A 25106-nucleotide genomic window follows, 5' to 3' on the forward strand; every position below is an offset into this window, starting at 1 on the left:
AGTGTATTCACCATGCGTAAAGCAACCAGATACCCAGCCCGCCTAATGAGCGGGCTTTTTTTTGAACAAAATTAGAGAATAACAATGCAAACACAAAAACCGACTCTCGAACTGTTAACCTGCGCAGGTGCTTATCGCGATAATCCGACCGCGCTTTTTCACCAGTTGTGCGGAGCACGCTCTGCTACGCTGCTGCTGGAATCGGCAGATATTGACAGCAAAGATGATCTGAAAAGTCTGCTGTTAGTGGATAGTGCGCTGCGTATTACCGCATTAGGTGACACTGTCACAATTAAAGCGCTAACTGACAATGGGACATCTCTGCTTGCATTGCTGGATAGCACTCTGCCTGCTGGCGTAGAAAATGAACAATCGCCAGATTGTCGCGTGCTGCGTTTTCCGCCCGTCAGCACTCTTTTGGATGAAGATGCCCGTTTATGCTCCCTTTCGGTTTTTGACACTTTTCGTTTGTTGCAGGATCTGGTGAATGTGCCGAAGGAAGAACGAGAAGCGATGTTCTTTGGCGGCCTGTTCTCTTACGACCTGGTCGCAGGATTTGAAGATTTACCGCAACTGGCGGCTGAAAATAACTGCCCTGATTTCTGTTTTTATCTTGCTGAAACGCTGATGGTGATTGACCATCAGAAGAAAAGCACACGCATCCAGGCCAGCCTTTTTGGTCAGAATGAAGAAGAAAAACAGCGCCTCACTGCTCGCCTGAACGAACTTCGCCAGCAACTCACCGAAATCGCGCCGCCACTGCCAGTGGTTTCCGTGCCGCATATGCGTTGTGAATGTAATCAGAGCGATGAAGAGTTCGGCGGTGTCGTGCGTTCGTTGCAAAAAGCGATTCGCGCCGGAGAGATTTTCCAGGTCGTGCCATCTCGCCGTTTCTCACTGCCCTGCCCGTCACCGCTGGCAGCTTATTACGTGCTGAAAAAGAGTAACCCCAGCCCGTACATGTTTTTTATGCAGGATGATGATTTCACTCTGTTCGGCGCGTCGCCGGAAAGTTCACTCAAATACGACGCCACCAGTCGTCAGATTGAAATCTACCCGATTGCCGGAACACGCCCACGCGGTCGTCGCGCCGATGGTTCACTGGACAGAGACCTCGACAGCCGGATTGAACTATCGATGCGTACCGACCATAAAGAGCTTTCCGAGCATCTGATGCTGGTGGATCTCGCCCGTAACGACCTCGCGCGCATTTGCACCCCCGGCAGCCGCTACGTAGCCGACCTCACCAAAGTTGACCGTTATTCCTACGTGATGCACCTCGTCTCCCGCGTGGTCGGTGAACTGCGCCACGACCTTGACGCCCTGCACGCTTACCGCGCCTGTATGAATATGGGCACGTTAAGCGGTGCGCCGAAAGTGCGCGCCATGCAGTTAATTGCCGAAGCAGAAGGTCGTCGACGCGGCAGCTACGGCGGCGCGGTAGGTTATTTCACCGCGCACGGCGATCTCGATACCTGCATTGTCATCCGTTCGGCGCTGGTGGAAAACGGCGTCGCTACCGTGCAAGCCGGTGCTGGCGTGGTGCTTGATTCTGTTCCGCAGTCGGAAGCCGACGAAACCCGTAATAAAGCCCGCGCTGTACTGCGCGCTATCGCCACCGCGCATCATGCACAGGAGATTTTCTGATGGCTGACATTCTGCTGCTCGATAATATCGACTCTTTTACTTACAACCTGGCAGATCAGTTGCGCAGCAATGGTCATAACGTGGTGATTTACCGCAACCATATTCCGGCGCAAACCTTAATTGAACGTCTGGCGACGATGAGCAATCCGGTGCTGATGCTTTCACCCGGCCCCGGTGTGCCGAGTGAAGCCGGGTGTATGCCGGAGCTACTCACCCGTCTGCGTGGCAAGCTGCCGATTATCGGTATTTGCCTCGGTCATCAGGCGATTGTCGAGGCTTACGGCGGTTATGTCGGCCAGGCGGGGGAAATACTCCACGGCAAAGCTTCCAGTATTGAACATGATGGTCAGGCGATGTTTGCCGGGTTAAGCAACCCGCTGCCGGTGGCGCGTTATCACTCGCTGGTTGGCAGTAACATTCCGGCCGGTTTAACCATCAACGCCCATTTTAATGGCATGGTGATGGCGGTGCGTCATGATGCAGATCGCGTTTGCGGTTTCCAGTTCCATCCGGAATCGATTCTCACCACCCAGGGCGCACAACTGCTGGAGCAAACGCTGGCGTGGGCGCAACAGAAGCTGGAACCGGCCAACACGCTGCAACCGATTCTGGAAAAGCTGTATCAGGCACAGACGCTTAGCCAGCAGGAGAGCCACCTGTTGTTTTCAGCCGTAGTTCGCGGCGAACTGAAGTCCGAACAACTGGCGGCGGCGCTGGTGAGCATGAAAATTCGCGGCGAGCACCCGAATGAAATCGCCGGGGCGGCAACTGCCCTGCTGGAAAATGCTGCGCCGTTCCCGCGACCTGATTATCTGTTTGCCGATATCGTCGGCACCGGCGGTGACGGCAGCAACAGCATCAACATATCTACCGCCAGTGCTTTTGTCGCTGCTGCTTGTGGACTGAAAGTTGCGAAACACGGCAACCGCAGCGTTTCCAGTAAATCCGGTTCGTCCGATCTGCTGGCAGCATTTGGTATTAACCTGGATATGAATGCCGATAAATCGCGCCAGGCGCTGGACGAGTTAGGTGTCTGTTTCCTCTTCGCGCCGAAGTACCACAGCGGTTTTCGCCACGCGATGCCAGTTCGCCAGCAACTGAAAACCCGCACCCTGTTTAACGTGCTGGGGCCATTGATTAACCCGGCGCATCCGCCGCTGGCGTTAATAGGTGTTTATAGCCCGGAACTGGTACTGCCTATTGCCGAAACCCTGCGCGTACTGGGGTATCAACGTGCAGCAGTGGTGCATAGCGGCGGAATGGATGAAGTTTCTTTGCACGCGCCAACGATTGTTGCGGAATTGCACGATGGAGAAATCAAAAGTTATCAACTGACTGCTGAAGATTTTGGCCTGACGCCCTACCACCAGGAGCAACTGGCTGGTGGGACTCCGGAAGAAAACCGTGACATTTTAACACGCTTGTTACAAGGTAAAGGTGACGCCGCTCATGAAGCAGCCGTCGCGGCGAATGTCGCTATGTTAATGCGCCTGCATGGCCATGAAGATCTGCAAGCCAATGCGCAAACCGTTCTTGCGGTACTGCGCAGTGGTTCCGCTTACGACAGAGTCACCGCACTGGCGGCACGAGGGTAAATGATGCAAACCGTTTTAGCGAAAATTGTCGCAGACAAGGCGATTTGGGTAGAAGCCCGCAAACAGCAACAACCGCTGGCCAGTTTCCAGAATGAAATTCAGCCGAGCACGCGACATTTTTATGATGCGCTGCAGGGCGCACGCACCGCGTTTATTCTGGAGTGCAAAAAAGCATCGCCGTCAAAAGGTGTGATCCGTGATGATTTCGATCCTGCACGTATTGCCTCCATTTATAAACATTACGCTTCAGCAATTTCGGTGCTGACTGATGAAAAATATTTCGAGGGGAGTTTTGATTTCCTCCCTATTGTCAGCCAAATCGCACCACAGCCAATTTTATGTAAAGACTTTATTATCGACCCTTACCAGATCTATCTGGCTCGCTATTATCAGGCTGATGCCTGCTTATTAATGCTTTCAGTGCTGGACGATGAACAGTATCGCCAGCTCTCCGCCGTCGCCCATAGTCTGGGTATGGGCGTGCTGACCGAAGTCAGTAATGAAGAGGAACTGGAACGCGCCATTGTGCTGGGAGCAAAAGTCGTTGGCATCAACAACCGCGATCTGCGTGATTTGTCGATTGATCTCAACCGTACCCGTGAGCTTGCGCCGAAACTGGGGCACAACGTGACGGTGATCAGCGAATCCGGCATCAATACTTATGCTCAGGTGCGCGAGTTGAGCCACTTTGCTAACGGCTTTCTGATTGGTTCGGCGCTGATGGCCCATGACGATTTGAACGCCGCCGTGCGTCGGGTGTTACTGGGTGAGAATAAAGTGTGTGGCCTGACTCGTGGGCAAGATGCCAGAGCGGCTTATGACGCTGGTGCTATTTACGGCGGATTGATTTTTGTTGCCACATCACCGCGCTATATCAGCGTTGAACAGGCGCTGGAAGTGATAGCTGCAGCACCATTGCAATATGTCGGCGTGTTCCGCAATCACGATATTAATGAGGTCGTTGATAAAGCGAATACCCTGGCATTGGCGGCAGTACAACTGCATGGCAGTGAAGATCAGGAGTATATCGACGCCCTACGTGACGCTCTGCCTGAAAATGTTGCCATCTGGAAAGCATTAAGCGTCGGTGAAGTCCTGCCTGCACGCGATCTTCAGTTCGTCGATAAATATATTTTCGACAACGGCCAGGGCGGCAGCGGACAACGTTTCGACTGGTCACTGTTACATGGTCAATCGCTAAGCAACGTTCTGCTGGCGGGTGGTTTAGGCGCAGATAACTGCGTGGAAGCGGCACAAACCGGCTGCGCCGGGCTTGATTTTAATTCTGCTGTAGAGTCTCAACCGGGCATTAAAGATGCACGCGTTTTGGCCTCGGTTTTCCAGACACTGCGCGCATATTAAGGAAAGGAACAATGACAACATTACTTAACCCCTATTTTGGTGAATTTGGCGGCATGTACGTGCCACAAATCCTGATGCCTGCTCTGCGCCAACTGGAAGAAGCCTTCGTCAGCGCGCAAAAAGATCCTGAGTTTCAGGCGCAGTTTAACGACCTGCTGAAAAATTATGCCGGGCGTCCGACCGCACTCACCAAATGCCAGAACATCACGGCGGGAACTAACACCACGCTGTACCTGAAACGTGAAGATTTACTCCACGGCGGCGCGCATAAAACCAACCAGGTGTTGGGGCAGGCATTGTTGGCAAAGCGGATGGGTAAAACCGAAATCATCGCGGAAACCGGGGCCGGTCAGCATGGTGTGGCTTCTGCGCTTGCCAGCGCCCTGCTCGGTCTGAAATGTCGCATCTATATGGGTGCCAAAGATGTCGAACGCCAGTCGCCAAACGTTTTTCGGATGCGCTTAATGGGTGCAGAAGTGATTCCTGTACATAGCGGTTCCGCAACACTGAAAGATGCCTGTAACGAGGCGTTACGCGACTGGTCTGGTAGCTACGAAACTGCTCACTATATGCTGGGTACTGCTGCCGGCCCGCACCCTTACCCAACCATTGTGCGAGAGTTCCAGCGGATGATTGGCGAAGAAACGAAAGCGCAAATTCTGGAAAGAGAAGGTCGCCTGCCGGATGCCGTCATTGCCTGCGTTGGCGGCGGCTCGAATGCTATCGGTATGTTTGCTGATTTCATTAATGAAACTGACGTCGGTCTGATAGGTGTTGAGCCAGGTGGTCATGGCATCGAAACCGGCGAGCACGGTGCACCGTTGAAACATGGTCGCGTGGGCATCTATTTCGGTATGAAATCACCGATGATGCAGACCGAAGACGGGCAGATTGAAGAGTCTTACTCCATTTCTGCCGGTCTGGATTTCCCGTCCGTCGGCCCACAACATGCGTATCTCAACAGCATTGGGCGCGCAGATTACGTTTCAATTACCGATGATGAAGCACTGGAAGCGTTCAAAACACTGTGCCTGCATGAAGGGATCATCCCGGCGCTGGAATCCTCCCACGCCCTTGCCCATGCACTAAAAATGATGCGCGAAGCCCCAGAGAAAGAGCAACTGCTGGTGGTTAACCTTTCTGGCCGCGGCGATAAAGACATCTTCACCGTTCACGATATTTTGAAAGCACGAGGGGAAATCTGATGGAACGCTATGAAACTCTGTTTGCCCAATTGAAGGAGCGCAACGAAGGCGCATTTGTTCCTTTTGTTACCCTCGGTGACCCCGGCATTGAACAGTCGCTGAAAATTATCGATGCCTTGATTGAAGCAGGTGCCGACGCGCTGGAGTTGGGCATTCCTTTCTCCGACCCGCTGGCTGATGGGCCAACTATTCAAAACGCGACCCTGCGGGCTTTTGCCGCAGGCGTAACTCCGGCTCAGTGTTTTGAAATGCTGGCGCTGATTCGCCAGAAGCACCCAACCATTCCCATTGGCCTGCTGATGTATGCCAATCTGGTATTTAACAAAGGCATTGATGAGTTTTATGCGCAGTGCGAGAAAGTCGGCGTCGATTCAGTGCTGGTTGCTGATGTACCTGTAGAAGAGTCCGCGCCTTTCCGCCAGGCCGCGTTGCGCCATAACGTCGCACCTATCTTCATCTGTCCGCCGAATGCCGACGATGATTTGCTGCGCCAGATTGCCTCTTATGGTCGTGGCTATACCTATTTGTTGTCGCGTGCGGGTGTGACGGGTGCGGAAAACCGCGCGGCATTACCGCTTAATCATCTGGTCACGAAGCTGAAAGAGTATAACGCTGCGCCTCCATTACAAGGGTTCGGTATCTCCGCGCCGGAACAGGTAAAAGCGGCGATTGAGGCAGGCGCTGCGGGGGCTATTTCTGGGTCAGCAATTGTGAAAATCATTGAGCAACATATTAATCAGCCAGAGAAAATGCTGGCAGAGCTGAAAACGTTTGTTCGCCCGATGAAAGACGCCACGCGTCTTTGAGACTGATGACAAATGCAAAACTACCTGATGCGCTACGCTTATCTGGCCTGCATACACCATACAATACATTGATTTTTCAATATTTTGTAAGCCAAACAAGACGTTCACACCGCATCCGGCATCAACAAACCGCCAGAAAGTATCTGGCGGTTTGTTGATAGCAAAGAATTAAAAACGATAACCCGCAGAGAACATAAACACCCACGGGTCAAGGCGCACATGGTCAGAATAATGTCCTGCCGGCAGTACTGCGCCGTTGGATTTATATTTCACGTCGGTATCGATATCCATGTACCAGACCGACATATTAAGCAACCAGTCACGGTTGATGAGATAATCCAGACCAACTTGCCCCGCCACTCCCCATGAATCCTTCAGACTAAGATCGGATAATCCAAGACCTTCACCGGTATCATTGAAGTCATTATTAAAGAAGGTGGTGTAGTTAATACCAGCACCGACGTAAGGACGGAATTTACTGCTGGCATCACCAAAATACCACTGCGCCATCAATGTTGGCGGTAAATGGTGGACTGTCGCAATATCTCCGGTCGTGGCTGTGCCAACTTTATGGCGGAACGGTGATGCTGCCAGCAGTTCAACGCCAATGTTATCGGTCGCCATATAGGTAAAGGTCAGCCCCAGTTGGGTGTTATTGGTCACACTAAATCCACCCAGGCTTCCCAGAGTCCCACCCGCGCCTTCAGTTGGACGTACAGTCGCTGAACCTGCTCGAATGAAGAACTCACCTGCTTCATGCGCATAAACGCTGCCAGAGAGAAGTGTACTTACTGCCAATGCCGCCACTGTTAATTTTTTCATGCTCGCTCCGTCGTTATGGTTATAAAAACGTGACGAATATACCCACATTGGAGTAACAAGTGATCCTACACAGATCACACTACATTTTCTAAATCACCATTTATTGATCTGGATTAATTTAGAAGTTGCATTGCAAATCCTGGTTAATGTGATGTAAATCAATTCCACCGTATTTCACTCCAAATACATCCTTTTGCTACCTTATTGCCTCTTGAATCTGGTTCCTTTTTACTCTGCCACCCCAAAAAACCGTCAGTGTGTCGCTCTGAAAAGCACCTCTGGAAAACGGTAAACTGCGGTATTTATGCAAACAGACCGTCCATATGGCAGAAATTTGCCATATCAGGAGAAGTCTGGGAAATCAACGAAACCTGTAATCGCGCCCACGCCCTCGGCGGATTACCAGTGCTTTACAAAGATATGCTTTTCCATACATGTCCTGATGCTGCCACTGAGAGGCTAACCAGGGTACAATTGCCCGCTAATTAACACCTGCATAAAACTCAAGGAGAGTGCATGTCTATCACGGCGCAGTCCGTATACCGTGACACCGGAAATTTCTTCCGTAATCAATTTATGACCATTCTGCTGGTATCACTGCTATGTGCATTTATCACAGTGGTGTCAGGACATGTTTTCTCACCCAGTGACGCACAACTTGCGCAGCTCAATGACGGTGTTCCCGTTAGTGGCAGCGGTGGGTTGTTCGATCTGGTACAAAATATGTCCCCGGAACAGCAGCAAATTTTGCTGCGTGCGTCTGCCGCGTCCACCTTTTCAGGATTAATCGGTAACGCCATTCTCGCGGGCGGCGTATTATTAATTATCCAGCTAGTGTCCGCAGGTCAGCGGGTCAGCGCATTACGGGCAATTGGCGCGAGCGCTCCGGTATTACCGAAGTTATTCTTGCTAATCCTTCTGACGACGTTAATTGTGCAAATAGGCATCATGCTGGTGGTCGTTCCTGGTATCATCATGGCCATCCTGTTAGCACTGGCCCCCGTGATGCTGGTCCAGGATAAAATGGGCGTTTTCGCCTCCATGCGCAGCAGTATGCGACTGACATGGGCGAATATGCGTCTGGTGGCACCTGCGGTATTGAGCTGGTTACTGGCAAAAACATTGTTGTTGCTGTTTGCCTCTTCGTTTGCCGCATTAACCCCAGAAATTGGCGCTGTACTGGCGAACACCTTGAGCAATCTGATTTCAGCCGTATTGCTCATCTATCTGTTCCGCCTGTACATGTTAATTCGCCAATAATCCTGAAGCATTTGATTACGGAATCGTAAAATGAAGCAGTTTCTTGATTTTTTACCGTTGGTTGTCTTCTTCGCGTTCTACAAGATTTATGACATCTATGCGGCAACTGCGGCGCTGATCGTCGCCACGGCGATTGTGCTTATTTATAGCTGGGTTCGCTTTCGTAAAGTTGAGAAGATGGCCCTGATCACCTTTGTTCTGGTGGCCGTCTTCGGTGGTCTGACGCTGTTCTTCCACAATGATGAGTTTATTAAATGGAAGGTCACCGTCATTTACGCTCTGTTTGCCGGTGCCCTGTTGGTTAGCCAATGGGTAATGAAGAAACCGCTGATTCAACGTATGTTGGGTAAAGAGCTTACTCTGCCACAACCGGTGTGGTCGAAGCTGAATCTGGCCTGGGCAATCTTTTTTATCCTTTGTGGGCTGGCGAACATCTACATCGCATTCTGGCTGCCACAAAATATTTGGGTCAACTTCAAAGTGTTTGGTCTGACCGCCCTCACCTTAATCTTCACACTGTTAAGCGGTATCTATATCTATCGCCACATGCCACAGGAAGATAAATCATAATCTGCCAGCCAGTCCTGCGGGACTGGCGCTGCATCTCCTCTGTTCTCATCAGGAAAATCATAGTAGCATCGCGCCTGTGATTTTCCTTTTTAGTCGGTTTTACCATGTCAACAACACATAACGTCCCCCAGGGCGATCTGGTTTTACGAACTTTAGCCATGCCTGCCGATACCAATGCTAATGGCGATATTTTTGGTGGTTGGTTGATGTCGCAGATGGATATTGGCGGTGCCATTCTGGCAAAAGAAATTGCACACGGTCGCGTCGTGACCGTTCGCGTGGAAGGCATGACCTTTCTGCGACCTGTAGCAGTCGGTGATGTGGTGTGCTGCTATGCACGCTGTGTCCAAAAAGGGACAACATCGGTCAGTATCAATATTGAAGTGTGGGTGAAAAAAGTGGCGTCCGAACCGATTGGGCAACGCTATAAAGCGACAGAAGCGTTATTTAAGTATGTCGCTGTTGATCCTGAAGGAAAGCCTCGCACTTTACCCGTTGAGTAATAGTCAAAAGCCTCCTGTTGGAGGCTTTTGAGTTTTTGCTTACTGAATTTCGGTGGTGCCATTAATTTTAAACAGAATGTTTACCACAATTCCACTCCCTGGTTTACCCGGCTCGTAACGCCATCTGCGCATCGCGTTTTTCACTTCACGCTCAAACATATTCGCAGGTTTGGCAGAAAGAATTTGTACGTTATCCACCCGGCCATCCGGTGTAACGTCAAACTTAACCTTGACCTGCCCTTCAATGCGCAATGCCTGCGCGCGCGCTGGATACTGCGGCTGATTACGGCTTAGTGCGCGCGGACCTGACGCCACACTGGTAACTGGCTTGCTGCTTGCAGCCGTTGCCGTACTGGATGTCGGGCGAGTCGGTGCCGTATTTTCAAACGGTGACGCCGGGCGCGATTCTACCGGTTTAACATCGCGTTTTGGCTGTTCCTGCACCTTTTTCACCGGCTTCGGTTTCGGCTTAGGTTTCGGCTTCGGCTTTTCAATGACCACCGGCGCTTCTTTTGGCGGCTCTGGTATCGGCTCAGGTTCCGGTTCCGGCTCCACCACCGGCTCTGGCGGCGGTTGAACAGCTTGTGGCGGTTCAAGATCCGCTGGTGCAACCATGGTGACAGAAATCGGCTGCGCAGGCGCAGGTAGTTCAATAACCTGATGTACCGAGGTATAGAGTAGACCCGCCACAACAGCACCATGAATGCAGACCGAAAGTAACGTCGGCCAGGGGAAGCGGCGAGGTAAATCAAGGGTCATTGAAGTCATAATCGTTTCAGTAGAAAAACCAGGCCTCGATTTTAAATGCAAATAGCAATCATATTCAATAAGGCAAGGCGATCAGGATCAGTGAAAATGCATTTTTTGGCTCAATTGACCTTACTTTAAGTACAGCCTTAACAAAGACATCATCTTTCCGTTGCAGATCTTTGTCCTTTCAAATAACGTACTTTACAACTTTTCCGAACAAGGAGTTGCGCCCGTGTTGTATGTTATTTACGCTCAAGACAAAGCCGATAGCCTCGAAAAACGTCTTTCCGTTCGTCCGGCACATTTAGCACGTTTACAGTTACTGCATGATGAAGGCCGTTTACTGACGGCGGGACCAATGCCTGCGGTTGATAGCAATGATCCGGGTGCCGCAGGTTTTACCGGATCGACGGTGATTGCTGAATTTGAATCTCTGGAAGCAGCGCAAGCCTGGGCCGATGCCGATCCTTACGTAGCGGCCGGTGTATATGAACAAGTATCAGTGAAACCCTTCAAAAAAGTATTCTGAACATTTTCTCTTCTTCTAAGGGGCACGATGGTGAAAATCGTGCCCTTATTTATTGTTTCCTGGCTTAGGTACACCACACAATGATTGCTCCAGCAGCAACAAACAGTTAATAACTTTATCTGTATATCCTGATATATCATCAGCATATTCAGGAGAAAAATACATAATATCCTCCCCTTATGCGACAGAGCGCCTTAAAACCTTTGATTGCGACGGATAAAGTCATCTACTATTGATTAACACATTCATGAGTCGTATGTATGTTCACATTATGTACGCGTAAAGATAATTAAACAAAATTGTGGTTACAGAGGTATCAGTGAGTCACTGGGCTACATTCCGGCAAACAGCGGTAAATTTATGGGTGACACTACGGCACGATATTATCGCGTTGGCCGTCTTTCTAAATGGATTGCTTATTTTCAAAACAATCTATGGCATGTCGGTCAATCTGCTCGATATTTTCCATATCCAGGCATTTTCAGAACTTGACCTCTCCCTTCTGGCGAATGCACCTCTGTTTATGCTGGGTGTCTTTCTTGTACTGAACTCAATCGGCTTGCTGTTTCGGGCAAAACTGGCGTGGGCGATCAGTATCATTTTATTGCTGATTACACTTATCTACACCCTACACTTCTATCCCTGGCTGAAATTCAGCATTGGGTTTTGCATCTTTACACTGGTGATTTTGCTGGTGCTGCGCAAAGACTTCTCCCACAGTAGTGCCGCAGCCGGAACAATTTTCGCTTTTATTAGTTTTACGACGTTACTGTTTTATTCCACCTATGGCGCGCTTTATTTAAGCGAAGGTTTTAATCCGAGAATAGAGAGTCTGATGACGGCCTTCTATTTTTCGATAGAAACGATGTCAACGGTGGGCTATGGCGATATCGTCCCTGTTTCTGAATCGGCACGTCTGTTTACTATTTCGGTCATTATTTCCGGCATTACTGTTTTCGCCACCTCCATGACGTCTATTTTTGGTCCGCTTATCCGCGGAGGATTCAATAAACTTGTGAAAGGAAACAAGCATACGATGAATCGTAAAGATCACTTTATTGTTTGCGGGCACTCCATTCTGGCAATCAACACGATTCTGCAACTGAATCAACGCGGACAAAATGTGACTGTTATCAGTAATCTGCCAGAAGATGACATCAAACAACTCGAACAGCGATTAGGTGACAATGCTGATGTTATTTCCGGGGACAGCAATGACAGTTCGGTATTAAAGAAAGCGGGAATCGATCACTGCCGGGCTATTCTGGCGCTCAGTGATAACGATGCAGATAACGCTTTTGTCGTCCTGTCGGCTAAAGATATGAGCAAAGATGTCAAAACAGTGCTTGCCGTCAGTGATAGCAAAAATCTCAACAAAATTAAAATGGTACATCCGGACATCATTCTCTCGCCGCAACTGTTCGGCAGTGAAATCCTGGCGCGTATTCTCAATGGTGAAGAAGTTAATAATGATATGCTCGTCTCAATGTTGCTGAACTCCGGGCATGGTATTTTCAGCGATAAGAACGACGATGATGGCAACGAAACTGTGAAAAAATAAAACCGGATGGGCACCGTGATGGTGCCCGGCTCATTCAGATATTGTAGATCGCAAACAATAACGAGTTACGCTGTTTGTTTAGAAGGCACTTCCTGATGCTGTGGATACGCATATTTCGGCGCGACTGCCCCTCAAGCCAACGCGATTTCCGTCGGCTAGCCTGACGCTGCATGCGCCAGCGCCCCACTTCCGTTCTACTCCGCTTCATGTTAACTACTCTATGCAATAACAGAGTGGTCATTATACCTCCGCCCCCGACGCTGACCAGTGCTTTTCCGGTGTTTTTATTTGCCAGATGAATCCATATGCGTAAACTCATAACAATGCGCTTTCAAAAGGATTTCTAATCTATGACAACCGTTTATACGTTGGTGAGTTGGTTGGCCATTCTGGGATACTGGTTGCTCATTGCAGGCGTAACATTACGCATTCTAATGAAACGACGCGCCGTTCCCTCCGCTATGGCCTGGCTGTTGGTCATTTACATTCTGCCTCTGGTCGGAATTATTGCCTATCTGGCAGTCGGTGAACTGCATTTAGGCAAGCGCCGCGCCGAACGTGCAAGAGCGATGTGGCCTTCTACGGCTAAATGGCTTAACGATCTTAAAGCCTGTAAACACATTTTCGCGGAAGAAAATAGCAGTGTCGCCGGGCCGTTATTTAAGCTCTGCGAGCGCCGTCAGGGTATCGCGGGCGTTAAAGGTAACCAACTGCAACTGATGACCGAGTCTGATGATGTGATGCAGGCGTTGATCCGTGACATCCAACTGGCTCGCCATAATATTGAGATGGTGTTTTACATCTGGCAGCCCGGCGGCATGGCAGATCAGGTGGCTGAGTCGTTGATGGCCGCAGCCCGCCGCGGTATTCATTGCCGACTGATGCTCGACTCTGCCGGGAGTGTGGCTTTCTTTCGCAGCCCGTGGCCGGAGCTGATGCGTAATGCTGGTATCGAAGTGGTCGAATCCTTAAAGGTTAACCTGATGCGCGTATTTTTACGCCGCATGGATCTGCGCCAGCACCGCAAGATGATCATGATCGATAATTACATTGCCTATACCGGTAGCATGAATATGGTCGATCCACGTTTCTTCAAACAGGATGCGGGAGTAGGACAATGGATTGACCTGATGGCCCGCATGGAAGGTCCTATTGCTACCGCCATGGGGATTATTTATTCCTGCGACTGGGAGATTGAAACCGGAAAACGCATTCTGCCACCGCCGCCTGATGTCAATATTATGCCGTTTGAACAGTCCAGCGGTCATACGATCCATACCATAGCTTCTGGCCCCGGCTTCCCGGAAGACCTGATTCACCAGGCGTTACTCACCGCTGCATATTCAGCACGCGAATATTTAATCATGACGACGCCCTACTTCGTGCCCAGCGATGACTTACTTCACGCGATTTGCACAGCAGCACAGCGCGGAGTTGATGTCAGTATTATTCTGCCGCGTAAAAATGACTCAATGCTGGTAGGCTGGGCCAGCCGCGCATTCTTTACTGAACTGTTGGCCGCTGGGGTTAAAATTTATCAGTTTGAAGGCGGGTTATTACATACCAAGAGCGTGCTGGTCGATGGCGAACTAAGTCTGGTGGGGACTGTGAACCTTGATATGCGCAGCCTGTGGTTAAATTTTGAGATCACGCTGGCGATCGACGATAAAGGTTTTGGTGCTGACCTGGCTGCTGTTCAGGACGATTATATCTCGCGCTCACGTCTGCTTGATGCGCGGCTGTGGGCAAAACGACCGCTCTGGCAGCGCGTTGCCGAGCGACTGTTTTACTTCTTCAGTCCATTGCTGTAAAACGTCGCCAACAGATGTTAAACGGGTAGTGACTATGGATATGGATTTAAACAATCGCCTGACTGAAGATGAAACGCTTGAGCAGGCTTATGATATTTTTCTCGAACTGGCCGCAGATAATCTCGATCCGGCGGATGTTCTGCTGTTCAATCTTCAGTTTGAAGAACGTGGCGGTGCGGAGTTATTCGACCCGGCAGAAGACTGGCAGGAACATGTTGATTACGATTTGAACCCGGACTTTTTTGCAGAAGTGGTGATTGGTCTGGCGGACAGTGAAGATGGTGAAATTAACGATGTTTTCGCCCGTATCCTGTTATGTCGCGAAAAAGATCACAAACTTTGCCATATCATCTGGCGTGAATAAATATCGCTTTTGGTGTGAAAAAGGGCTGACGGTTGTCAGCCCTTTTGTTTTTAAAGCGGATCGACTTTCAGGCAAGAGACCGCATGTCTGAAACTGCCCTCCAGCACCGGACGCGTTTTGGCACATTCCGGGCCGGCGATCGGGCAACGTGTGCGGAACACACAACCAGACGGAGGATTGATGGGCGAAGGCAATTCCCCTTCCAGTAACTGGATGGATTTGTTCTTCTCCAGATCCGGATCAGGAATTGGCACCGCCGACATCAAGGCTTTGGTATAAGGATGCAGCGGATTGTGGTAGACCTCATCATACGTCCCCAGCTCCACCGCGTGTCCGAGATACATCACCAGCACGCGATCGGAAATGTGTTTTACCACTGCCAGATCGTGAGCAATAAAAATTAATGACAATCCCATCTCACGTTGCAACTGCTGGAGCAGGTTCACCACCTGTGCCTGAATTGACACGTCCAGCGCCGAAACAGGCTCATCGCAGATAATCAGTTTCGGTTCAAGAATGAGTGCACGTGCAATTCCGATACGCTGGCACTGCCCCCCGGAGAACTCATGCGGATAGCGGTTAATCAGGTTAGGTAGCAAGCCGACTTTCATCATCATCGCCTTCACGCGCTCACGGACTTCCTGGCGTGACATTTTCGGATGATAGGTACGCAGCGGTTCAGCGATGATCTCGCCAATCGTCATACGTGGGTTAAGAGACGCCAGCGGGTCCTGAAAAATCATCTGGATATCACTGCGAACGGCACGCCATTCATCAGGCTTCATCCCTAACAACTCTTTTCCTAACCACGCGACGCGCCCATCGGTCGCTTTAACCAGGCCGATAATAGCGCGGGCAAAGGTGGATTTACCGCAACCGGATTCCCCTACTACGCCTAATGTCTCCCCTTCATAAAGTCGAAGTGTGACTCCATCAACGGCTTTCAGGGTTTTCGCCGGTTGCCAGAACCACTGTTTGCCATCTTTAATCTCAAAGTGAACTTTCAGATCGGCAATTTCCAGGAGAACTTTTCTTTCTTCCGTAACAGCATTCATAACAGTTCCCCCACTGGTTTAAAACAGGCGCGCAGGCGACCTGGCGTGAACTCTTCCAGCGGCGGCGCACTGCTACAAATTTCCATCGCATGTGGACAGCGCGGCTGGAACGGGCAACCTTTTGGTAAACGTAGCAGGTTTGGTGGATTTCCCGGTATGGTCAACATAGCTTCACCTTCCGCATCAAGACGCGGCACCGCATTGAGTAAACCGATAGAGTAAGGATGAACGGGCTGATAAAAGACATCGCGCGCGTTGCCGTATTCCATGGTGCGCCCGGCGTACATCACCAATACTTTGTCACAGATCCCCGCCACCACACCCAGATCGTGGGTGATCATAATGATGGCAGTATTGAATTCCCGTTTCAGGTCATTCAATAGCGTCATGATTTGCGCCTGCACAGTCACGTCCAGCGCAGTGGTAGGTTCGTCAGCAATCAGCAATTTAGGCCGACACAACAATGCCATCGCAATCATTACACGCTGACGCATACCGCCAGAAAATTCATGCGGGAACATCTTCATGCGCTTACGCGCTTCCGGCATTTTTACGGCATCAAGCATCCGCACCGACTCTTCAAACGCTTCAGCCTTGCTCATACTCTTATGCAGCATCAGCACTTCCATCAACTGCTCACCGACGCGCATATACGGGTTCAACGAAGTCATCGGGTCCTGAAAAATCATCGAGATTTGTTCAGCGCGCAGTTTATTGAGTTCGCGTTCTGGCAGGTTGAGGATCTCACGGCCATTAAAAGTGGCCGATCCACCAATGTGTCCGTTCGCGGCCAGCAGTCCCATTAAAGCAAACGCGGTTTGCGACTTACCGGAACCAGACTCACCCACGATACCCAACGTTTCTCCGGCACGCAGAGAAAAATTCAAATCATTGACCGCTGTGACGTCGCCGTCCGGGGTACTAAATGTCACTCGCAAATCCTTCACGTTCAGCAGTGCGTTAGCCTGTTGCTGTGCAAGCGGTACGGTTGCAGTTTCAATTACGCTCATGGCTGCACTCCTTAACGATCTTTCGGGTCGAGGGCATCACGTAAGCCATCCCCGATAAAGTTGAAACAAAACAGCGTCACCACAAGGAAACCGGCCGGAAACAGCAGCAACCAAGGCGAGACTTCCATCGAGTTCGCACCATCACTTAGCAATGCGCCCCAACTACTTAACGGCTCTTGCGTACCCAGCCCCAGGAAGCTAAGGAAAGACTCAAAGAGGATCATGCTTGGCACCAGTAGCGATGCGTACACCACCACTACGCCGAGCACGTTCGGCACAATGTGGCGAATCACGATACCGGGCGTAGAGACTCCACCAACTTGTGCTGCCTCAATAAACTCTTTGCGCTTCAGACTAAGGGTTTGCCCACGTACGATACGCGCCATATCCAGCCAGGAAACCATGCCAATCGCCACGAAAATCAGCAGAATGTTTTGGCCAAAGAAGGTCACCAGCAAAATGACGAAGAACATGAATGGGAAGGAATTGAGGATTTCCAGCAAACGCATCATTACCGAGTCCACCTTGCCGCCAAGATAACCGGAAAGCGAACCGTAAAGCGTACCTACGACTACAGCCACCAGCGCCGCAGCAACCCCGACCATGAGTGAGATACGCCCACCAATTGCAACACGTACCAGCAGATCGCGTCCGGATGAGTCAGTACCAAAGTAGTGACCGGACTCCATATCTGGAGCGCTGGACATCATCGCCCAATCGGTATCGTCATAGGCAAATTGCGAAAGCATCGGTGCCAGGATAACAAACAGAGCAATCAGCACCAGTACAATGAGACTGGCGACCGCCGCACGGTTATGCATAAAACGACGGCGTGCGTCCTGCCATAAACTGCGCCCTTCGACCTCCAGCTTTTCACTGAAATTTTCCAGCGTCTCGCTGTTTTTCTTACTTAACATCATCGCGAGCTCCAGTATCAGTAACGGATTTTCGGGTCGATAACCGCATATAGCACATCGACAATGGCATTGAACAAAATGGTTAATGCACCAACCAGAATGGTCAGGCTTAAAACCAATGAATAGTCACGGTTCAACGCGCCATTAACAAACAATTGCCCGATCCCAGGTAAACCATAAATGGTTTCGATGACCATAGAACCGGTAATAATGCCGACAAATGCGGGTCCCATATATGAAAGTACGGGTAACAGCGCAGGTTTTAATGCGTGGCGAAGGATAATTCTGCGCATAGGTAAACCTTTCGCGCGGGCAGTGCGAATAAAGTTGGAGTGTAAAACTTCAATCATTGAACCACGGGTAATACGCGCGATACTGGCGATATAGGCGAGTGACAACGCCACCATCGGTAATATCATGAATTTCAGCGCCCCGCCATTCCATCCGCCGCCGGGTAGCCAATGCAAAATGATCGCGAATATCATGACTAATAATGGCGCAACCACAAAACTGGGGATAACCACCCCGGTCATTGCCAGCCCCATCACGGTATAGTCCCATTTGGTGTTTTGTTTTAATGCGGCAATAACGCCAGCACTCACACCCAGCACCACCGCGAGGAAAAATGCAGCGGCACCCAATTTTGCAGAAACAGGAAAACTGGATGCTACCAGGTCATTGACCGAATAATCTTTATATTTAAAAGACGGACCGAAATCGCCATGCGCCAGTTGTTTCAGGTAGCTGAAATACTGTGTCATGATCGGATCATTAAGATGATATTTCGCTTCGATATTGGCCATCACTTCTGGCGGTAACGTGCGTTCACCAGTAAAAGGACTTCCCGGGGCGAGGCGCATCATAAAGAACGAAATAGTAATAAGAATAAATAGCGTCGGAATCGCTTCCAGACAGCGACGTAGAATAAATTTTAACATTGCCGTACCTTCTGGCCTGTGCCTTCTGTAATGCGATAAAAACCAGACACCGTGGAGCAGGACTCGCCTACCCCACGTATTGCCATTAGTGCTTCACAATGTACATATTTCTGGTGTAGGTGTTATCCAGCGGATCTTTACCGGTATAACCTCCAACCCACGGTTTTACCAGACGCGCGTTCACGTAGTAATAAACCGGAACAATGGCCGAATCTTTATCCAACTGTTGCTCTGCTTTGGTGTACAACGCCGTGCGCTGCGCCTCGTCAGTGGCTTTCAGCGTTTCCGCCATAATACTGTCAAACGCCGTGCTCTTATAATGCGCGGTGTTCATCGAGCTGTTCGACAGCATGGTGTTCAGGAAGGAGGTCGGTTCGTTGTAGTCGGCACACCAACCTGCACGAGCCACATCAAAAGTTCCCTGGTGACGGGTGTCAAGGAAGGTTTTCCATTCCTGGTTAACCAGTTTGACGTTAACACCTATGTTTTTCTTCCACAGCGAAGAGGCGGCAATGGCCAGCTTTTTATGCAGATCGGACGTGTTATATAGCAGGTTAATCGTTAACGGTTTGTCTGCAGTATAACCCGCTTCGGCCAGCAGTTTTTTAGCTTCTTCGTTACGTTTTTCCTGGCTCCAGCCAAACCATTCCGGCTGAGTTAATTTTGCACCATCAGTATAAGGAGGTGTGTAACCATAGGCTGGCATATCGCCCTGTGCTTTAACTTTATTAACAATGATATCGCGGTCCATACCCAGTTTCAGCGCTGTACGCACGCGCACGTCGTTGAATGGCGCTTTCTGGTTATTAATTTCGTAATAGTAGGTACACAGATATGGGTCGACGTGAACTTCGTCCGGGATCTCTTTTTTCAGTTTCTGGAACAGCTCGATCGGCATGTTGTTATAAGTCATATCGATTTCACCGCTGCGATAGCGGTTTACATCGGTAACTTCAGAAGCGATCGGCAAATAAGTCACCTGATTAATAACCGTTTTCGCGTTGTTCCAGTAAGTCGGGCTGCGCTCAAGAACGATACGTTCGTTAACGACCCAATCTTTTAATGTATAGGCACCGTTGGTGACGATATTACCCGGCTGAGTCCATTTTTCGCCAAATTTCTCAATGGCGGCTTTTGGCACCGGAGAAGTAGACGGGTGAACCAACAATTTATAGAAGTACGGAACAGGCTCACTTAATGTAACTTCTAACGTGTGATCATCGATGGCTTTCACGCCGAGATCGGTAATCGGTTTTTTCCCTTCGAGAATTTCATCAATACCGGCAATATGCCCATATTGCAGATAACTTGCATAGGGAGACGCCGTGTTCGGATCAACAGAACGTTGCCAACTATATACAAAGTCTTGCGCAGTGACTGGCGTGCCATCAGACCATTTCGCATCTTTACGCAGATGGAATGTCCAGACTTTAGCGTCTTTATTATCCCAGGATTCAGCAACGCCCGGAGCCGGATGGCCGTCGAGATCGCTGACCAATAAGCCTTCAAACAAGTCGCGGCTGATATTAGACTCCGGAACCCCTTCAATTTTGTGCGGATCTAATGATTGAACTTCAGAACCATTATTGCGCACCAGCGTTTGTTTTTCTGCGAGCTGAACACCCGCGGGCACATCAGCCGCCAACGCGACATTCCCTGCCATAAGCGCAGCCAGAACGCCTGCTGCGACTAAACTTCTCTTGGTGATGTTGGTCATTGTTTTTTGGACTCCCTCATTATAATTACTGGTTTGAACCAGCATGTGTAATCCCGGATTGGGACCCTGGACAGATTCGGAGACTTTCTGCTGCCAGGTTACTTTATCGTTACGCTTTACTATCACCGACTTTGTTTATTCTGGTGATTCGGACGACCACCTTACGTCGATTCTTACTGTGCCTCCCCTGTCGAGACACATTTATTTACTGCAGCAATTTTTATTGTTAATAATTCCCATTACCAATAAAATTGCCTGATGGTTGGCCGGAAAGTATCAAATGCGCTTCTTGCTCGCCAATACATTTTGCAAAATTGTTAAGCAATTCTCTTTTATTGACCATGACAGTACCTAAACCCCCCATCAAGCTGCCAATAAAATCATTTAAAAACATAAAGATAGAAAATCAGGAAGCAAGACTGTCTTTTCTGGTAACCATTATGATAGAGAAATGCACAATAATTTAACAACAGCTCATTATTTAGCACATTCCTCTACCAAATCCAGTGGAATTACTAATATCATTTCAATTATTCTTCAGCAAGACCCTGAATTATGATGTCGCGAAAATAACATGATGAGGAGGAGCGCGAGGTAAGGATATTCTTATAACTGGCTGTAATATGAGAAAAAATATTTATCTATTTCGTTTGCTTCTGATAACTGCGTTGGGTCAAAGTAAAAATAATGACGAAAAAACGGAGCACTATGACTCCGTTTCGGATGAAAGGAATTAATTGAGCAGGCCAGGGAAAATCCCTTTGATTCCATTAACAATAAATTCAATCCCTAATGCCATCAGTAACAACCCCATAATACGGGTAATCACGTTGATGCCGGTCTGGCGCAGAACCCTTACCAGCCAGGGAGCCATACGGAATAAGCCCCAACAACATAAAGCAAACAACGCGATTGCCACAAAAAAACCGAACAAGTAACCAATGCTGTGATAACGCGTTCCCCAAACGATAGTTGAGCTGATCGCTCCCGGCCCTGCCATCAAAGGCAATGCGAGCGGTACAACGCCGATGCTTTCACGAATTGCGGTTTCTGATTTTTCTTGTTTGTTCTGTTTATCCTCGCCAAGTTTGCCACTGATCATCGACATCGCAATTGTGACCACCAGAATGCCGCCCGCGATACGGAACGAATCAATCGAGATGCCAAAAAGTTGCAGAATCGTGTCGCCAAGAAAAAGCGCAATCCACAAGATGATCGCTACCGACAGGTTGGCGGTCAGATTTGTTTTGTTTCTCGCTGCCGCGGTCTGATAGCTGGTCATACTGATGAACACAGGGATGATCCCAACAGGGTTAACCAGCGCAAATAACCCGATAAAAAACTTAAAATAAACGGGAAAATCAAAGAGTGTCTGAATCACAGTTAGCTCCGAAGCAAAGGCCGGATAATGTTAGTCATAACCAAGGGTAAAAAATACGCGCTGACAATACGCCTTTTGGCAGCATTTTTCACCTCCTAACTGCTTAAAATCACTATCATTCATTATTGTTATCTAGACGTACAAAACATGCTAATGTAGCCAACAATAAATACTACAATTTATTAACTATTAGCTTTTGTAGCTAAAAGCGGAGCTGAAAGGTGTCAGCTTTGCTGAATTTTGATCTAGATCACGCAATCAGTACCCAGAAGTGAGTAATCTTGCTTACGCCACCTGGAAGTGACGCATTAGAGTTCAATGACTCTAATGTTTAAACTCTTTTAGTAAATCACAGTGAGTGTGAGCACGAGTAAGATTTTGATTTTCAAAGGTTAAGCAAATCATCATCGCACTGACTATACTCTCGTATTCGAGCAGATGATTTACTAAAAAAGTTTAACATTATCAGGAGAGCATTATGGCTGTTACTAATGTCGCTGAACTTAACGCACTCGTAGAGCGTGTAAAAAAAGCCCAGCGTGAATATGCCAGTTTCACTCAAGAGCAAGTTGACAAAATCTTCCGCGCCGCCGCTCTGGCTGCCGCAGATGCTCGAATCCCACTCGCGAAAATGGCCGTTGCTGAATCCGGCATGGGTATTGTTGAAGACAAAGTGATTAAAAACCACTTCGCTTCAGAATATATCTACAACGCGTATAAAGATGAAAAAACCTGCGGTATTCTGTCCGAAGACGACACTTTCGGTACTATCACTATCGCTGAACCAATCGGTATTATTTGCGGTATCGTTCCGACCACTAACCCGACTTCAACCGCTATCTTCAAATCGCTGATCAGCCTGAAGACCCGTAACGCCATCATTTTCTCTCCACACCCGCGTGCAAAAGATGCAACTAACAAAGCTGCTGACATCGTTCTGCAGGCTGCTATCGCTGCTGGTGCGCCGAAAGATCTGATCGGCTGGATCGATCAACCTTCTGTTGAACTCTCCAACGCGTTGATGCACCACCCTGACATTAACCTGATCCTTGCAACCGGTGGTCCAGGTATGGTTAAAGCGGCATACAGCTCCGGTAAACCAGCTATCGGCGTAGGTGCAGGTAACACCCCAGTTGTTATTGATGAAACTGCTGATATCAAACGTGCTGTTGCATCTGTACTGATGTCCAAAACCTTCGACAACGGCGTAATCTGTGCTTCTGAACAATCTGTTGTTGTGGTTGATTCTGTTTATGATGCTGTGCGTGAACGTTTCGCGACCCACGGCGGCTACATGCTGCAGGGCAAAGAACTGAAGGCAGTTCAGGACGTTATCCTGAAAAATGGCGCGCTGAACGCAGCTATCGTTGGTCAACCGGCGTATAAAATTGCTGAACTGGCAGGCTTCTCTGTTCCAGAAAATACTAAGATTCTGATCGGTGAAGTGACTGTTGTTGATGAAAGTGAGCCGTTCGCTCATGAAAAACTGTCCCCGACTCTGGCAATGTACCGTGCGAAAGATTTCGAAGACGCGGTAGATAAGGCAGAGAAACTGGTTGCTATGGGCGGTATCGGACATACCTCTTGCCTGTACACCGACCAGGATAACCAACCGGCACGCGTTTCTTACTTCGGTCAGAAAATGAAAACTGCCCGTATCCTGATCAACACCCCGGCGTCTCAGGGTGGTATCGGTGACCTGTATAACTTCAAACTCGCACCTTCCCTGACTCTGGGTTGTGGTTCCTGGGGTGGTAACTCCATCTCTGAAAACGTTGGTCCGAAACACCTGATCAACAAGAAAACCGTTGCTAAGCGAGCTGAAAACATGTTGTGGCACAAACTTCCGAAATCTATCTACTTCCGCCGTGGCTCCCTGCCAATCGCGCTGGATGAAGTGATTACTGATGGCCACAAACGTGCGCTCATCGTGACTGACCGCTTCCTGTTCAACAACGGCTATGCTGACCAGATCACTTCCGTATTGAAAGCGGCTGGCGTAGAAACTGAAGTCTTCTTCGAAGTTGAAGCAGACCCGACTCTGAGCATCGTACGCAAAGGCGCAGAACTGGCGAACTCCTTCAAACCGGACGTCATTATCGCGCTGGGTGGTGGTTCCCCGATGGACGCTGCGAAGATCATGTGGGTTATGTACGAACACCCGGAAACTCACTTCGAAGAACTGGCGCTGCGTTTTATGGACATCCGTAAACGTATCTACAAGTTCCCGAAAATGGGCGTGAAAGCGAAAATGATCGCAGTCACCACCACTTCCGGTACAGGTTCTGAAGTTACTCCGTTTGCGGTTGTAACTGACGACGCTACTGGTCAGAAATATCCGCTGGCAGACTATGCGCTGACCCCGGATATGGCGATTGTTGACGCCAACCTGGTTATGGATATGCCGAAGTCCCTGTGTGCTTTCGGCGGTCTGGACGCAGTCACTCACGCTATGGAAGCTTATGTTTCTGTACTGGCTTCTGAGTTCTCTGATGGTCAGGCTCTGCAAGCGCTGAAACTGCTGAAAGAATACCTGCCAGCGTCCTACCACGAAGGGGCTAAAAACCCGGTAGCACGCGAGCGTGTTCACAGTGCGGCAACTATCGCAGGTATCGCGTTTGCGAACGCCTTCCTGGGTGTATGTCACTCAATGGCGCACAAACTGGGTTCCCAGTTCCATATTCCGCACGGTCTGGCAAACGCCTTGCTGATTTGTAACGTTATTCGTTACAACGCAAACGACAACCCGACCAAGCAGACTGCATTCAGCCAGTATGACCGTCCGCAAGCACGCCGTCGTTATGCTGAAATTGCAGACCACCTGGGTCTGAGCGCACCGGGCGACCGTACTGCTGCTAAGATCGAGAAACTGCTGGCATGGCTGGAAACGCTGAAAGCAGAACTGGGTATTCCGAAATCTATCCGTGAGGCTGGCGTTCAGGAAGCTGACTTCCTCGCGAACGTAGATAAACTGTCTGAAGATGCATTCGATGACCAGTGCACCGGCGCTAACCCGCGTTATCCGCTGATCTCCGAGCTGAAACAGATTCTGCTGGATACCTACTATGGTCGTGATTATGTAGAAGGTGCACCAGCAGCAAAGGAAGCAGCTCCGGCTAAAGCAGAGAAAAAAGCGAAGAAATCCGCTTAATCAATAACTCTGTATAACAGTATAAACGGTCCCTTTTGGGGCCGTTTTTTGTTTTTGTCATAAACCGATACTATGCAAGATCAAATAACTCAGCAGCGTTAGTATTCTCATATTTATACTGTTATCTAATGTGCGAAAACTGCGATAACCTG

Annotated in this window: 22 protein-coding genes and 1 other annotated feature (1 of these 23 cut by a window edge); of the genes, 13 read left to right on the plus strand and 9 right to left on the minus strand. The window is 49.4% G+C overall.

The genetic code is table 11. From position 1 onward, the window contains the following. Nucleotides 1-63, plus strand: a sequence feature (Trp leader region) (it extends 31 nt beyond the left edge of the window). Nucleotides 64-84: 21 nt separating this feature from the next. From trpE to trpA, 5 genes are read left to right on the plus strand one after another with little or no spacing between them, the layout of a single operon-like run. Continuing rightward, entirely contained in the window at nucleotides 85-1647 is a 1563-nt protein-coding gene (trpE, locus tag A31E_RS13970) for an anthranilate synthase component I (RefSeq protein WP_001194558.1), read from the plus strand. After that, entirely contained in the window at nucleotides 1647-3242 is a 1596-nt protein-coding gene (gene trpD, locus A31E_RS13965) for a bifunctional anthranilate synthase glutamate amidotransferase component TrpG/anthranilate phosphoribosyltransferase TrpD (RefSeq protein ID WP_000763504.1), read from the plus strand. The genes trpE and trpD overlap by 1 nt, the downstream gene beginning before the upstream one ends. Then, nucleotides 3243-4604, plus strand: a complete 1362-nt coding sequence (trpCF, locus tag A31E_RS13960) for a bifunctional indole-3-glycerol-phosphate synthase TrpC/phosphoribosylanthranilate isomerase TrpF (RefSeq protein ID WP_077688154.1) — start codon at nucleotides 3243-3245, stop codon at nucleotides 4602-4604. It begins immediately after the preceding gene. Between the two features lie 11 nt (nucleotides 4605-4615). Further along, nucleotides 4616-5809, plus strand: coding sequence for a tryptophan synthase subunit beta (gene trpB / locus A31E_RS13955; protein ID WP_000209515.1), 1194 nt, complete (start codon nucleotides 4616-4618; stop codon nucleotides 5807-5809). After that, nucleotides 5809-6615, plus strand: coding sequence for a tryptophan synthase subunit alpha (gene trpA, locus A31E_RS13950; protein WP_001516501.1), 807 nt, complete (start codon nucleotides 5809-5811; stop codon nucleotides 6613-6615). Before trpB ends, trpA begins: the two co-directional genes overlap by 1 nt. Nucleotides 6616-6783: 168 nt before the next feature. Here trpA and ompW read toward each other — a convergent pair whose 3' ends face one another. Beyond that, the gene (gene ompW, locus A31E_RS13945; protein WP_000737210.1) at nucleotides 6784-7437 is read right to left on the minus strand and encodes an outer membrane protein OmpW; all 654 of its coding nucleotides are present in this window, start codon (nucleotides 7435-7437) and stop codon (nucleotides 6784-6786) included. Between the two features lie 516 nt (nucleotides 7438-7953). On the opposite strand from ompW, the gene A31E_RS13940 reads away from it, so the two are divergent. The 3 genes from A31E_RS13940 to yciA all read left to right on the plus strand — a co-directional run bounded on the left by A31E_RS13940 (nucleotide 7954) and on the right by yciA (nucleotide 9770). Further along, on the plus strand, nucleotides 7954-8697 hold the full coding sequence (locus tag A31E_RS13940; RefSeq protein ID WP_000028560.1) for a YciC family protein: 744 nt from the start codon (nucleotides 7954-7956) through the stop codon (nucleotides 8695-8697). A gap of 30 nt (nucleotides 8698-8727) precedes the next feature. Further along, a complete protein-coding gene (locus A31E_RS13935) occupies nucleotides 8728-9267 on the plus strand; it encodes a septation protein A (RefSeq protein ID WP_000808656.1) in 540 nt (179 codons plus the stop codon). Nucleotides 9268-9371: 104 nt separating this feature from the next. After that, nucleotides 9372-9770 (plus strand): acyl-CoA thioester hydrolase YciA, encoded by a 399-nt coding sequence (gene yciA / locus A31E_RS13930; protein WP_000108161.1) that lies wholly within the window; start codon nucleotides 9372-9374, stop codon nucleotides 9768-9770. Nucleotides 9771-9809: 39 nt separating this feature from the next. Here the strand turns inward: yciA and tonB are convergent, their stop codons facing one another. After that, nucleotides 9810-10529, minus strand: coding sequence for a TonB system transport protein TonB (gene tonB / locus A31E_RS13925; RefSeq protein WP_001516503.1), 720 nt, complete (start codon nucleotides 10527-10529; stop codon nucleotides 9810-9812). Between the two features lie 223 nt (nucleotides 10530-10752). Here tonB and A31E_RS13920 point away from each other — a divergent pair, with 223 nt between their 5' ends. Together A31E_RS13920 and kch are read left to right on the plus strand one after the other, a co-directional pair. Next, nucleotides 10753-11049, plus strand: a complete 297-nt coding sequence (locus A31E_RS13920; protein ID WP_000967596.1) for a YciI family protein — start codon at nucleotides 10753-10755, stop codon at nucleotides 11047-11049. 319 nt (nucleotides 11050-11368) lie between these two features. Continuing rightward, complete coding sequence (gene kch / locus A31E_RS13915) at nucleotides 11369-12610, plus strand: voltage-gated potassium channel protein (RefSeq protein ID WP_000020081.1); 1242 nt, start codon at nucleotides 11369-11371, stop codon at nucleotides 12608-12610. A 34-nt stretch (nucleotides 12611-12644) separates the two neighbouring features. Here kch and A31E_RS25745 read toward each other — a convergent pair whose 3' ends face one another. After that, nucleotides 12645-12818, minus strand: coding sequence for a YciY family protein (locus A31E_RS25745; RefSeq protein ID WP_122983112.1), 174 nt, complete (start codon nucleotides 12816-12818; stop codon nucleotides 12645-12647). Nucleotides 12819-12960: 142 nt separating this feature from the next. Here A31E_RS25745 and cls point away from each other — a divergent pair, with 142 nt between their 5' ends. Continuing rightward, on the plus strand, nucleotides 12961-14421 hold the full coding sequence (gene cls, locus A31E_RS13910; protein ID WP_000214527.1) for a cardiolipin synthase: 1461 nt from the start codon (nucleotides 12961-12963) through the stop codon (nucleotides 14419-14421). A gap of 34 nt (nucleotides 14422-14455) precedes the next feature. Next, nucleotides 14456-14785 carry an HI1450 family dsDNA-mimic protein gene (locus A31E_RS13905; RefSeq protein ID WP_000366964.1) on the plus strand — a complete coding sequence of 110 codons (330 nt, stop codon included), beginning with the start codon at nucleotides 14456-14458 and terminating at the stop codon, nucleotides 14783-14785. 50 nt (nucleotides 14786-14835) lie between these two features. On the opposite strand, the gene oppF is transcribed toward A31E_RS13905, so the two are convergent. The 6 genes from oppF to ychE form a co-directional block, all read right to left on the minus strand. After that, on the minus strand, nucleotides 14836-15840 hold the full coding sequence (oppF, locus tag A31E_RS13900; RefSeq protein ID WP_000994879.1) for a murein tripeptide/oligopeptide ABC transporter ATP-binding protein OppF: 1005 nt from the start codon (nucleotides 15838-15840) through the stop codon (nucleotides 14836-14838). Then, the gene (gene oppD, locus A31E_RS13895; RefSeq protein WP_000110968.1) at nucleotides 15837-16850 is read right to left on the minus strand and encodes a murein tripeptide/oligopeptide ABC transporter ATP-binding protein OppD; all 1014 of its coding nucleotides are present in this window, start codon (nucleotides 16848-16850) and stop codon (nucleotides 15837-15839) included. Before oppD ends, oppF begins: the two co-directional genes overlap by 4 nt. 11 nt (nucleotides 16851-16861) lie before the next feature. Continuing rightward, nucleotides 16862-17770 (minus strand): oligopeptide ABC transporter permease OppC, encoded by a 909-nt coding sequence (gene oppC, locus A31E_RS13890; protein ID WP_000979659.1) that lies wholly within the window; start codon nucleotides 17768-17770, stop codon nucleotides 16862-16864. Between the two features lie 14 nt (nucleotides 17771-17784). Next, a complete protein-coding gene (gene oppB, locus A31E_RS13885) occupies nucleotides 17785-18705 on the minus strand; it encodes an oligopeptide ABC transporter permease OppB (protein ID WP_000911114.1) in 921 nt (306 codons plus the stop codon). An 85-nt stretch (nucleotides 18706-18790) separates the two neighbouring features. Then, nucleotides 18791-20422, minus strand: coding sequence for an oligopeptide ABC transporter substrate-binding protein OppA (gene oppA, locus A31E_RS13880; RefSeq protein WP_024193583.1), 1632 nt, complete (start codon nucleotides 20420-20422; stop codon nucleotides 18791-18793). Between the two features lie 733 nt (nucleotides 20423-21155). After that, entirely contained in the window at nucleotides 21156-21803 is a 648-nt protein-coding gene (gene ychE / locus A31E_RS13875) for an NAAT family transporter YchE (RefSeq protein ID WP_000616766.1), read from the minus strand. A gap of 478 nt (nucleotides 21804-22281) precedes the next feature. Between ychE and adhE the strand changes: the two genes are divergently transcribed. Continuing rightward, nucleotides 22282-24954 (plus strand): bifunctional acetaldehyde-CoA/alcohol dehydrogenase, encoded by a 2673-nt coding sequence (gene adhE / locus A31E_RS13870; protein WP_000301631.1) that lies wholly within the window; start codon nucleotides 22282-22284, stop codon nucleotides 24952-24954. Nucleotides 24955-25106 lie beyond the last annotated feature (152 nt).

Origin of the sequence: Escherichia sp. KTE159 (genome assembly GCF_000408805.1) — a bacterium.
Classification (GTDB): Bacteria; Pseudomonadota; Gammaproteobacteria; order Enterobacterales; family Enterobacteriaceae; genus Escherichia; species Escherichia marmotae.